The 12,280-nt window shown below is 68.1% G+C and carries 10 protein-coding genes; 8 read left to right on the top strand and 2 right to left on the bottom strand.

What is annotated here, in order from left to right:
* Nucleotides 1-6: 6 nt before the first annotated feature.
* Both MOM01_RS19740 and MOM01_RS19735 read right to left on the bottom strand, forming a co-directional pair.
* Entirely contained in the window at nt 7-723 is a 717-nt protein-coding gene (locus MOM01_RS19740) for a DUF305 domain-containing protein (RefSeq protein ID WP_374112339.1), read from the bottom strand.
* 2 nt (nt 724-725) lie between these two features.
* Entirely contained in the window at nt 726-1,544 is an 819-nt protein-coding gene (locus MOM01_RS19735) for a DUF3105 domain-containing protein (RefSeq protein WP_241387136.1), read from the bottom strand.
* Nucleotides 1,545-1,701: 157 nt separating this feature from the next.
* Between MOM01_RS19735 and argS the strand changes: the two genes are divergently transcribed.
* From argS to prfA, 8 genes are all read left to right on the top strand, one after another.
* Nucleotides 1,702-3,354, top strand: a complete 1,653-nt coding sequence (argS, locus tag MOM01_RS19730) for an arginine--tRNA ligase (protein WP_241387135.1) — start codon at nt 1,702-1,704, stop codon at nt 3,352-3,354.
* Entirely contained in the window at nt 3,351-4,772 is a 1,422-nt protein-coding gene (lysA, locus tag MOM01_RS19725) for a diaminopimelate decarboxylase (RefSeq protein ID WP_241387134.1), read from the top strand. The genes argS and lysA overlap by 4 nt, the downstream gene beginning before the upstream one ends.
* 38 nt (nt 4,773-4,810) lie before the next feature.
* The gene (locus MOM01_RS19720) at nt 4,811-6,097 is read left to right on the top strand and encodes a homoserine dehydrogenase (protein ID WP_241387224.1); all 1,287 of its coding nucleotides are present in this window, start codon (nt 4,811-4,813) and stop codon (nt 6,095-6,097) included.
* Nucleotides 6,094-7,185 carry a threonine synthase gene (gene thrC, locus MOM01_RS19715; RefSeq protein WP_241387133.1) on the top strand — a complete coding sequence of 364 codons (1,092 nt, stop codon included), beginning with the start codon at nt 6,094-6,096 and terminating at the stop codon, nt 7,183-7,185. The genes MOM01_RS19720 and thrC overlap by 4 nt, the downstream gene beginning before the upstream one ends.
* 37 nt (nt 7,186-7,222) lie before the next feature.
* Nucleotides 7,223-8,152: a homoserine kinase gene (gene thrB, locus MOM01_RS19710; protein WP_241387132.1), complete on the top strand. Its 930-nt coding sequence runs from the start codon at nt 7,223-7,225 to the stop codon at nt 8,150-8,152.
* 472 nt (nt 8,153-8,624) lie between these two features.
* Complete coding sequence (gene rho / locus MOM01_RS19705) at nt 8,625-10,562, top strand: transcription termination factor Rho (protein WP_241387223.1); 1,938 nt, start codon at nt 8,625-8,627, stop codon at nt 10,560-10,562.
* Nucleotides 10,563-10,683: 121 nt separating this feature from the next.
* The gene (rpmE, locus tag MOM01_RS19700) at nt 10,684-10,917 is read left to right on the top strand and encodes a 50S ribosomal protein L31 (RefSeq protein WP_241387131.1); all 234 of its coding nucleotides are present in this window, start codon (nt 10,684-10,686) and stop codon (nt 10,915-10,917) included.
* Nucleotides 10,918-11,006: 89 nt separating this feature from the next.
* Nucleotides 11,007-12,086, top strand: coding sequence for a peptide chain release factor 1 (prfA, locus tag MOM01_RS19695; protein ID WP_241387130.1), 1,080 nt, complete (start codon nt 11,007-11,009; stop codon nt 12,084-12,086).
* The last annotated feature ends 194 nt before the right edge of the window (nt 12,087-12,280 follow it).

The raw sequence follows: 12,280 nt of genomic DNA, 5'->3' as shown, positions 1-12,280 counted from the left end.
GACGGCTCAGTTGAGCGGCAGCGGTTCGGCGCCACGCTCGGCGAGCAGGGTCCTCATCAGATCCGATTCGCCCTGCTGCGTCGCAACCATCGTGCCCGCCAGATTGCGCACCGCCGCCGTGCTCGCATACTGCTCGCCGTACTCCATCATCGGCAGACCGCCCTCGTGATGTCGCAGCATCAATTGGAGGAAGAGCACGTCCAGTTCGGGTCCGCGGGCGGCCCGGAGATTCGCGAGATCCTCGGAAGTGGCCATGCCCGGCATCAGATGCGAGTCGCTCGCACCCTCCGCATTCGTGGCCGTGCCGTGACCGCCGTGGTCGTGGCCACCGGACTCGGTCATCCACGTCATGTACTCACCGGTCGGCAGCAGCGGCTGTCCCCACAGCGACAGCCAGCCCTGCATCTGGCCGATCTGGTTCTGCTGCGTGGTCAGGATGTCGTACGCGATGTTGCGGATGCGATCGTCGCCCGAATTGGCGATCGCGACGGCAGCCATCTCGACACCCTGATCGTGGTGCACGATCATGTCCTGCGCGAAACCGACGTCCACCGAGCCCGCCTCCGGGGCGGCAGGCGCCGAGTCCTCGAAGGGAACCCGGGCGAGGAAACCCGCGAGGAAACCCACCGCGACCGCTGCGACGGTGAGCAGCGCGAACAGCATCCGGGAATGTTCCCCGCGTGTGCGCTGCGGGGAGGACGTATCCGAGGGGGTTTCGCTCATCGTCAGCTCCCGGCCGGTGCCTGCATGTCGCCGGCGGTCTCCGCGTTCATCGGCACCGCGTCGGGACCGGGCTCGGAGGCGTCGAAGGCCGGCGGATTCGCCGGATCGAACGAACCGGGGATCGTCGAGCAGCTGGCACCCACCTCGGGGTAGGTGTACTGGTTCAGGCGCAGCGCGCTGACGAACTGGTCGATGCGTTCGTCGTCCACGCTGTCGACCTTGAGCTGACGTCCCCACGACTGCAGCGAGATGGGGGAGTCCAGGCCCGGATAGGGGGACATCACCATGTACGTGCGGCCGTCGACCTTCGCGCGGAGCGTGTCGACCGCGGCGTCGTCGAGCAGATCGGGGTTGTACGCGATCCACACCGCGCCGTGCTCGAGCGAGTGGACCATGTTCTCGGACCGCACGGCCTGCTCGTAGACGGTTCCGGTGCAGGTCGCCCACACCGAGTCGTGGGGACCACCGAACGGCGGCGACTGGTCGTAGGCGACACGCTGATTCGCCGCGACGTGCACACCCGCCGGGTACTCGATCTTCAGGACACCCTCGATGTCGTCCGAGGGGTCCTGGTTGGACTCCGACGGAGTCCACGCCGACATCTCCTGCTGATCCTGATACTTCGGAATCAGGCTCACAGCGATCACGGCGACCAGCACGACGACGACGGCCACGCCGCCGATCGTCAGCCACGGGATCTGCCGCTGCGCGGGAACGCCGCGAGCGCCACCGCTCTTCTTCTTGGCGGCCTGGATGGCCTTCGACGACTTGGCTCCGGTCTTCTTGTTACCGGAGCCGCCACTAACCGAACCGCTGGGCATCGCTGAGTGCTCTTTCGACGGGTGGACAGACGGGGGGAGCGCGCCCCGGGGCGCACAAACACACACAACTCTACGGGCGTCCTCGCGCACGGCGCCCGGAGCGGCCGGTAGGGGGACCGTCGGCGGCCCGATCCACCAGCCAATAGGATGGACACCTGTGACTCCCTCCGACCTTGCCCAACTGCTCCGCGGAACCGCTGCCGGCGTTCTCACCGACCGTGGTCTGGACGCGTCCGTTCTCCCCGAGACCCTCACCGTCGAGCGCCCGCGCAATCCGGAGCACGGCGACTACGCGACCAACGTCGCGATGCAGGTCGCGAAGAAGGTCGGTGTCAATCCCCGAGAACTCGCCACCTGGCTGGCCGAGGCCCTGACCGCGGCCGACGGCATCGACTCCGCCGAGGTCGCAGGCCCCGGATTCCTCAACATCCGTCTCGCCGCCGACGCGCAGGGCGCGATCGTGGCGAAGGTGCTCACCGAGGGGGCCGGTTACGGCAACGGCCGCGACCTCGCGGATACCCGGATCAATCTCGAGTTCGTCTCCGCCAACCCCACCGGGCCGATCCATCTCGGCGGCACCCGGTGGGCTGCGGTCGGCGACGCGCTCGGACGCATCCTCAGCGCTCAGGGCGCCGAGGTCACCCGCGAGTACTACTTCAACGACCACGGTGCGCAGATCGACCGTTTCACCCGATCGCTCATCGCCTCGGCGCTCGGGCAGCCCGCTCCGGAGGACGGTTACGCCGGCGCCTATATCGTCGACATCGCCTCCGCGGTGCTCGAGCAGCGGCCCGACGCGCTCGACCTTCCCGAGGACGAGCGCCACGAGACGTTCCGCTCGATCGGTGTGGAGCTGATGTTCGCGCACATCAAGCGCACCCTCCACGAGTTCGGCGTCGACTTCGACGTCTACTTCCACGAGAACTCCCTGTTCGAGAGCGGAGCGGTGGAGAAGGCCGTCGAGACGCTCAAGGCGTCGGGCAATCTGTACTTCGAGGACGGCGCGTGGTGGCTCAAGAGCACCGATTACGGCGACGACAAGGACCGGGTCGTCATCAAGTCCGACGGCAACGCGGCCTACATCGCCGGTGACATCGCGTACTTCCAGGACAAGCGCGCACGCGGATTCGACCTGTGCATCTACATGCTCGGCGCGGACCACCACGGTTACATCGCACGCCTGAAGGCCGCCGCCGCGGCGTTCGGCGACGATCCCGACACCGTCGAGGTGATGATCGGCCAGATGGTCAACCTCGTCCGCGGTGGCGAAACCGTGAAGATGAGCAAGCGGGCCGGCACCGTGATCACCCTCGACGACCTCGTCGAAGCGATCGGCGTCGACGCCGCGCGCTACTCGCTGGTGCGGTCCTCGGTGGACCAGAGCATCGACATCGATCTCGAACTGTGGGCCGGCACCACCAACGAGAACCCGGTCTACTACGTGCAGTACGCCCACGCGCGACTGTCGTCCATCGCACGCAACGCCGCCGATCTGGGACTGACCACCGACGGTGCCGACTTCTCGCTGCTCACCCACGAGCGCGAAGGAGAGCTCATCCGCACCATCGGCGAGTACCCCCGGGTGCTGGCGAAGGCCGCCGAGCTGCGTGAACCGCACCGGGTCGCGCGCTATCTCGAAGAGCTGGCGGGCACCTACCACCGCTTCTACGACGCCTGCCGCATCCTGCCGCAGGGTGACGAGGAAGCAGGACCTCTGCACACCGCGCGGCTCGCGTTGTGCGCGGCGACCCGCCAGGTCCTCGCCAACGGTCTCGGCGTGCTCGGCGTCAGCGCCCCGGAGCGGATGTGAACGCGCACCCCGCGGGCCCGCGCCACGCCCAGATCCCGCACGCCCCGAACCTGCCCGAGCGCCCCGTCGACGCCGCGGCACTCAATGCGCTCGTCCCACACGTGTGGCCGCGCAACGCCGCACGAGGCGAGGACGGGGTCATGACGATCGCCGGTATCCCGGTCACCGAGCTCGCCGAGAAGTACGGCACACCCCTGTTCGTCGTCGACGAAGACGACTTCCGCTCCCGCTGCCGGGAGATCGCCGAGGCTTTCGGCCCGTCGGCGACGGTGCACTACGCGTCGAAGGCATTCCTGTGCAGCGAGATCGCGCGGTGGGTCCATCAGGAAGGGCTCTCGCTCGACGTCTCCTCCGGTGGCGAGCTTGCCATCGCCCTGCACGCGGGTTTCCCCGCCGGGAAGATCGCGATGCACGGCAACAACAAGTCCGTCGCCGAGTTGCGCACCGCCGTCACCGCGGGAGTCGGCCACATCGTCCTCGACTCGCTCGCCGAGATCGACCGGCTCGACACGATCGCCGGTGAAGCCGGTGCCGTGCAGGACGTGCTCATCCGGGTGACCGTGGGTGTCGAGGCGCACACGCACGAATTCATCTCCACAGCGCACGAGGACCAGAAGTTCGGTCTCTCGCTGGCCGGTGGTCACGCCATGGAGGCCGTGCGGCGCGTCTTCGCCGCCGACAACCTCCGCCTCGTGGGCCTGCACAGCCACATCGGCTCGCAGATCTTCGACGTCGACGGCTTCGAGCTCGCCGCGCACCGCGTGATCGGGCTGCTGCGCGACATCGTCGCCGAGTTCGGTGTCGACAAGACGGCGCAGATGAACATCGTCGACCTCGGTGGTGGTCTGGGTATCTCGTACGTGCCCAGCGACGATCCGCCGCCAGTCGCCGACCTCGCCGCCAAACTGACGGACATCGTGCGCAACGAGTCGGCCCTCGCCGGGCTGCCGGCGCCCACGCTGGCCGTCGAACCGGGCCGCGCGATCGCCGGACCGGGCACGGTGACGCTCTACGAGGTCGGAACGATCAAGGACGTCGAGGTCGGTGCCGGCAACATCCGCCGCTACATCAGCGTCGACGGCGGCATGAGCGACAACATCCGCACGTCGCTGTATCAGGCCGAGTACGAATCGCGTCTCGTCTCCCGCGTGAGCGACGGTGCCCCGGTGGTCTCGCGAGTCGTCGGCAAACACTGTGAGAGCGGCGACATCGTGATCCGCGACGCCTGGATGCCCGACGACCTCGCCGCCGGTGATTTACTGGCGGTCGCGGCGACGGGTGCATACTGCTACTCGATGTCGAGCAGGTACAACCTGCTGCCTCGCCCCGCCGTCGTGGCGGTCAAGGACGGATGCTCGCGCGTCCTGTTGCGCCGCGAGACCGTCGAAGATCTGCTCAACTTGGAGGTTTCGGAGTGACCAGTGCAACGGCGACCGATGCTTCGGGCCGGCGTCCGGTGGGTGTGGCGGTTCTCGGACACGGCACCGTCGGTGCCGAGGTCGTACGGATCATCCGTGACGACGCCACCGACCTCGAGGCCCGTATCGGCGCACCCCTGGAGTTGCGTGGCGTCGCTGTTCGCGACGACACCCGCGACCGGGGGCTTCCCACAGACCTGGTCACGACGGATGCCGAGTCTCTGATCCGCCGGGACGACGTCGACATCGTCGTCGAGCTCATCGGAGGCATCGAGCTTCCCCGCACCCTCGTGCGGGCGGCGCTGGACGCGGGCAAGTCCGTGGTCACCGCGAACAAGGCACTGCTCGCCGCCTACACCGGTGAACTGGCCGAAGCGGCCGAGGCCCGCAACGTCGACCTGTACTTCGAGGCGTCCGTGGCCGGCGCGATCCCGGTGATCCGGCCGCTCACGCAGTCGCTGGCGGGTGATCGGGTCGACCGTGTCGTCGGCATCGTCAACGGCACCACCAACTACATCCTCTCGGCCATGGACGAGACCGGCGCGGACTACGCCGAGACGCTCGCCGAGGCGAGCCGGCTCGGCTACGCCGAAGCCGACCCGACCGCCGACGTCGAAGGCTTCGATGCGGCCGCCAAGGCGGCGATCCTCGCGTCGATCGCCTTCCACACCCGGGTGACCGCCGCGGACGTCTACCGCGAGGGCATCTCGACGATCACCGCCGCAGACCTGACCTCCGCTCGCGCGCTCAACTGCACGATCAAGCTGCTCGCCCTGTGCGAGCGCGTGCCGTCGGCCGACGGTAAGGACCGGGTGTCCGCCCGCGTCTACCCGGCGCTCGTGCCCCGCGAACACCCGTTGGCCTCGGTCAACGGCGCGTTCAATGCCGTCGTCGTCGAAGCGGAGTCCGCCGGACGGCTCATGTTCTACGGCCAGGGTGCCGGTGGCGCGCCCACCGCCTCGGCGGTGATGGGCGATCTGGTGATGGCCGCCCGCAACCGCGTGCAGGGTGGGCGCGGTCCGCGCGAATCGAAGTACGCGCAGCTCGAGATCGCGCCCATGAGCGACATCCTCACGCGCTACTACGTCAACCTGAAGGTCGCCGACCGCGCCGGCGTGCTCTCCGCGGTGGCCGCCGAGTTCGCCACACGCGACGTGAGCATCGCAGCCGTTCGCCAGGAAGGCGCCGGCGAGGCGGCCCGACTGGTCGTCCTGACCCATCAGGCCACCGACCGTGCGCTGGCGGACACCGTCGCAGCGCTCGACAAACTCGAATCCGTGATCGCTGTGACCAGCGTCCTGAGACTGGAGGGATCCGCCGAATGAGCGCGGCCGAGAAGAACACCACCGCCGTCCACACCCCGTGGCCGGGCCTGATCGAGGCATACCGTTCGCGCCTGCCGATCGGCGCCGACTGGAAGACGGTGACGCTGCGCGAAGGCGGTACGCCGCTGATTCCCGCTCCTCGACTGTCGGAGATCACCGGCTGCGAGGTCCACGTCAAGGTCGAGGGTCTCAACCCCACCGGTTCGTTCAAGGACCGCGGCATGACGATGGCCGTCACCGAAGCCCTCGCGACCGGCAAGCAGGCCGTGCTGTGCGCGTCCACCGGCAACACCTCGGCCTCTGCGGCCGCCTACGCCGCCCGCGCCGGCATCGGCTGCGCGGTGCTCGTGCCGCAGGGCAAGATCGCGATGGGCAAGCTCGCCCAGGCCGTCATGCACGGCGCCAAGATCGTGCAGGTCGAGGGCAACTTCGACGACTGCCTCGAGCTGGCGCGCAAGACCACGGCGGAGTTCTCCACCATCGGTCTCGTGAACTCGGTGAACCCGGTCCGCATCGAAGGTCAGAAGACCGCGGCTTTCGAGATCGTCGACGCGCTCGGTGACGCCCCCGACGTGCACGTGCTCCCGGTGGGGAATGCCGGCAACATCACCGCCTACTGGAAGGGCTACAGCGAGTACGCGGCGGACGGGCTCAGCACGCGCCGCCCCCGGATGCTCGGTGTCCAGGCTGCCGGTGCCGCTCCGCTCGTTCTCGGCCATCCGGTGAAGGACCCCGAGACGATTGCGACCGCCATCCGGATCGGCGCCCCCGCGTCGTGGAACGGTGCGGTGGCCGCGAAGGAGGAGTCGAACGGTGCGTTCCGTGCGGCGACCGACGAGGAGATCCTCGAGGCGTACCGGCTGCTCGCCAAGTCCGAGTCGATCTTCGTCGAACCGGCTTCGGCAGCGTCGATCGCGGGCCTGCTCGCCGCGAGCAAGGAGGGCTGGCTCGAGCGTGGCCTGAAGGTCGTGTGCACCGTGACCGGAAACGGTCTCAAGGATCCCGACACGGCCCTGCGCGACGTGCCCGTCGTCGAGCCCATCCCGGTCGACCCGGTCGCGGTCGCCTCCGCGCTCGAGTTGGCCTGAGTTGACCGCCACCCCTTCCTTCGTTGGGAATCAGGACATGACGCAGACGTTGCCCGTGGGGCTTTCGGTGACGGCACGGGTGCCCGCCTCGAGCGCGAACCTCGGGCCCGGCTTCGACTGCCTGGGTCTCGCCGTCGGGTTGTACGACGAGATCACCGTCACGACAACAGCTTCCGGGCTCGACGTGCGTGTGGAGGGGGAAGGGGCACAGGAGGTCCCCTGGGGGCCGTCCCATCTGGTCGTCCGCGCCGTCGAGCGGGGACTCGAAGCCGCCGGAGTGTGGGCCGACGGATTGGACGTGATGTGCCGCAACGTCATCCCGCACTCGCGGGGGCTGGGATCGTCCGCTTCGGCGGCGGTCGGCGGCCTGGCCGCCGCCAACGGTCTCATCCGTAAGGTCGCTCCGGAGCGCGTTCTCGACGACGAGCAGCTCGTGCAGCTGGCCTCCGAGTTCGAAGGACATCCCGACAACGCCGCTGCGAGTGTTCTCGGCGGTGCGGTGGTGTCGTGGACGGAGGTCGACGTCGATTCCGGGCAGCGCACCTATCGCGCGGTGTCGTTGCGCGTCCACCCCGACATCAAGGCCTACGCCTTCGTCCCGTCGGTCCGCTCGTCCACCGCCCACACCCGCGGACTGCTGCCGGATCTGGTCCCGCACCGGGATGCGGCGTTCAACGTCAGCCGGGCCGCTCTGGCGGTCGTCGCCCTCACCGAGCGTCCCGAGTTGCTGATGCCGGCGACTCAGGATCTGCTCCACCAGGCCCAGCGCGCACCGGCGCTCCCGCTCACGACCAAGTGGGTGGGAGCACTGCGTGAGGCGGGTATCCCGGCCGTCGTGTCGGGGGCAGGACCCACGGCACTCGCACTGACGACCTCGGTGTTGCCGGGAGACCTGCGAGCCGCGGCGGAGGCGGACGATCTGACGGTGCTCGACCTCGAGATCGCCGAGGGTGTCCAGGTCGACTGAGGCCGGTTCGCGCGCCGCTCGCGGGTCGAACGGTGGTGCAACACACACACCCGATCCGTCGTGGCGATTCTTGCCCTACGTACAGATCGTCGCTATTCTGTGGGGTGTCCGCACGTCGTGCGTATCAGTCGCCGGATTCTCCAGGGCAATCACTCCAGCTCCATCGGGGCGTCGATCCTGGATCGATCCTCACCTACTCCCGGATCCGGGAGAGGGACAGACCGCACCTACCGGATCATCGGTGGTGGCGGACGTGCCGACCGTTCGTTTTCCCTGAACTCGTACGGCAAATCCCAGCTCAGTGCACGAACTGATCTGCGGGACGAACCCTCGACTGCGCATGGAGCGAGCGAGGGAAGGAAGGATCTCCGTGACAGATACGGACCTGATCGCTACACCTGCTCTGGACATTCCCGAGGACGCCGGTAGCCGGACGACCACGCGCGGTCGCCGCGGAGCAGGCCTGTCGGGCATGGTGCTGGCCGAGTTGCGCACTCTTGCCGCCGAGCTCGGCATCAAGGGCACCTCCGGAATGCGTAAGGGCGATCTCATCGCTGCGATCAAGGAGCGGCAGGGAGGCGGCTCGGCCGCCCCCGCCGCGGAGCAGCCTGCAGCCACGCCGACCGCCGGCGCCGAGAAGCCGGTTGCCTCCGAGAAGGCCGGCGCTGCCGACAAGACCGAGGACTCGCCCGCGCGTCCGGCTCGTGGTCGTCGTACCCGTGCCGCGGTAGACGAGAACGCCGCGCCCGAAGCCCCCGCGTCCGAGCAGAAGGCCGACGCGAAGCCGGTCGAGGCCGGCTCGCAGGACAAGGCCCAGAGTGGCCAGAATCCCAGTGGCGACGGCGAATCCGACGGGAACCGCCGGGGCCGTGGACGTCGGGGCCGTCGTGGCGCCGACCAGTCCGATCATGCCGATCAGAACCAGCAGGCCGACAACGCCGACTCGGCCGGCGAAGGCCGGCAGGACCGGGACTCGCAGCGCGAGAAGAACCAGGACCGCACCTCGGGTGACGGGTCCGCGCGCCGCGGCGAGCGCAACCAGGGTGACCGCAACCAGGGTGACCGCAACCAGGGTGATCGCAACCAGGACGGTGGCGACCGCGAGAGCGGCAACCAGGGTCCGCGGCAGGGCCAGGACAACCGCGGAGGAGACGACGAGGAAGGCGGCCGCGGTCGCCGGGGCCGTCGCTTCCGTGAGCGTCGCCGTGGTCGCGATCGCAACGAGGGCGGCTCCGATTCGCGCGACCCCGAGATCCGCGAGGACGACGTTCTGCAGCCGGTCGCCGGCATCCTCGACGTCCTCGACAACTACGCGTTCGTCCGCACCTCGGGATATCTCGCCGGTCCGAACGATGTGTACGTGTCGATGAACATGGTGCGCAAGAACGGTCTGCGCCGCGGCGACGCGATCACCGGTGCCGTGCGTGTTCCCCGCGAAGGTGAGCAGAGCAACCAGCGCCAGAAGTTCAACCCGCTGGTCCGCCTCGACACCGTCAACGGTCGCGACGTCGAATCGGCCAAGCGCCGCCCCGAGTTCAACAAGCTCACCCCGCTGTATCCCAACCAGCGACTGCGTCTCGAGACCCAGCCGAACATCCTCACCACGCGTGTGATCGATCTGGTCATGCCGATCGGCAAGGGGCAGCGCGCGCTGATCGTGTCGCCTCCGAAGGCCGGTAAGACGACCGTCCTGCAGGACATCGCCAACGCCATCGCCGTCAACAACCCCGAGTGCTACCTGATGGTCGTGCTCGTCGACGAGCGTCCCGAAGAGGTCACCGACATGCAGCGTTCGGTGAAGGGTGAGGTCATCGCCTCGACCTTCGACCGGCCGCCGTCGGACCACACCTCGGTCGCCGAGCTCGCCATCGAGCGTGCGAAGCGCCTGGTGGAGATGGGGCAGGACGTCGTGGTGCTCCTCGACTCGATCACCCGTCTCGGCCGTGCCTACAACAACTCGTCGCCGGCTTCGGGACGCATCCTCTCCGGTGGTGTGGACTCGACCGCGCTGTATCCGCCGAAGCGTTTCCTGGGTGCGGCGCGCAACATCGAGAACGGCGGCTCGCTCACGATCATCGCCACCGCGATGGTCGAGACCGGTTCGACCGGCGACACCGTGATCTTCGAGGAGTTCAAGGGCACCGGTAACGCGGAGCTCAAGCTCGATCGCAAGATCGCGGAGCGTCGCGTGTTCCCCGCGGTCGATGTCAATCCGTCGGGTACACGCAAGGACGAGTTGCTCATGAGCCCCGACGAGTTCGCCGTGGTGCACAAGCTGCGCCGCGTGCTGTCGGGTCTCGATTCGCACCAGGCGATCGATCTGCTCATCGACCGGCTCAAGAAGTCCAAGACGAACATCGAGTTCCTCATGAATGTGGCGAAGACCGCACCGGGGGCGCTCGAGGACTGACGTCGGTGCCCCGGGAATTTCTTCCCGGGGCCCTACGTTTGGCATAATCGACAGGCTCAGTCCGGCTCCGGTTCACGTCTTCGACCCGCGAAGGCGACCCGGCGGCCACGAAAGGGACACCATGAAGGCAGGAATCCACCCCAACTACGTGACGACGACCGTCGTCTGCGGTTGCGGTAACACGTTCGAGACGCGCAGCACCAAGGAGTCGGGACGGATCACCGTCGAAGTCTGCTCCAACTGCCACCCCTTCTACACCGGCAAGCAGAAGATTCTCGACACCGGTGGTCGGGTCGCGCGCTTCGAGGCTCGCTACGGCAAGCGCGCGTCGAAGAAGGCCGCTTCCGACAGCTAGCTGTCACGCCGACGCCCGGTACTGCCCTTGTGCAGGCCGGGCGTCGGCTTTTTCATTGCAGGGACCGAACCAGAGCGGAGCACACTCATATGGCGGGGCAGACCAAGCCGTCGGCCATCGACGACATCCTGGCCGAACACGCAGGCCTGGAACAGCAGCTGTCCGATCCGTCGCTGCACGACGATCCGGCTGCCGCTCGCCGGGTGGGCAAACGCTTCGCAGAACTCGCTCCTGTGATGTCGACCTACAACGCTCTGAAGCAGGCTCGCGAGGATCTCGAGGCGGCCCGCGAACTCGCGGCCGACGATGCCTCCTTCGCGTCCGAGGTCGACGAGCTCGAAGCCCGGATCGCCGAACTCGACCGGTCCCTGACCGATCTCCTCGCGCCCCGCGATCCTCACGACGGCGACGACGTCGTTCTCGAGGTCAAGTCCGGTGAGGGTGGCGAGGAGTCCGCCCTCTTCGCCTCCGATCTGGCGCGTATGTACACGCGCTACGCCGAGCGTGCGGGCTGGCGCGTGGAGGTCCTCGGGGCCACCTACTCCGATCTCGGCGGCTACAAGGACGTCACCCTGTCGATCAAGTCGCGGACCGATGTGCGCGACGGTGTCTGGTCCCGGTTGAAGTTCGAAGGCGGCGTGCACCGCGTGCAACGTGTGCCCGTCACCGAGTCGCAGGGCCGCGTGCACACCTCGGCGGCCGGGGTGTTCGTCTATCCCGAACCCGACGAGGTCGAACAGGTTCAGATCGACGAGGGCGACCTGCGGATCGACGTCTACCGGTCGTCGGGCAAGGGCGGTCAGGGCGTCAATACCACCGACTCGGCCGTCCGCATCACGCACCTCCCCACCGGCATCGTCGTCACGTGCCAGAACGAGCGCTCCCAGCTGCAGAACAAGGCCCGTGCGATGCAGGTGCTCGCTGCACGTCTGCAGGCGGCGGCCGAAGAGGCAGCCGATGCGGAGGCTTCGGCCGGACGTGCGAGCCAGGTGCGCACGGTCGACCGTTCCGAACGGATCCGGACCTACAACTTCCCGGAGAACCGGATCACCGATCACCGCATCGGATTCAAGTCCCACAACCTCGACGCCGTGCTCGACGGAGAGCTCGACGCCCTGCTCGACGCACTCGGCGCGGCGGACCGCGAAGCCCGGCTCGCGGCGGAGTAATCGCGGGAACCGGGTTCGATGTCGTCCGGACGCAGTTCCGGCAGCCGGCGTTGCGGTAGGCGTCTACCGCGAAACCGGCCGGGAGATGCGCCCGTCGTCGAGTCTCGCGATCTCGGATTCGAACCCGCACTCCCGGAGCGTCTTTCGCGCAGCTGCCCGTTTCGTCCCGTCTGTTCGATATGAGAGGTACCACC

The organism is Rhodococcus sp. CH91 (assembly GCF_022554085.1).
Lineage (GTDB): Bacteria > Actinomycetota > Actinomycetes > Mycobacteriales > Mycobacteriaceae > Rhodococcus.
The sequence above is the reverse complement of the archived record's forward strand: the minus strand, read 5'-3'. Positions and strand labels throughout refer to the sequence as shown.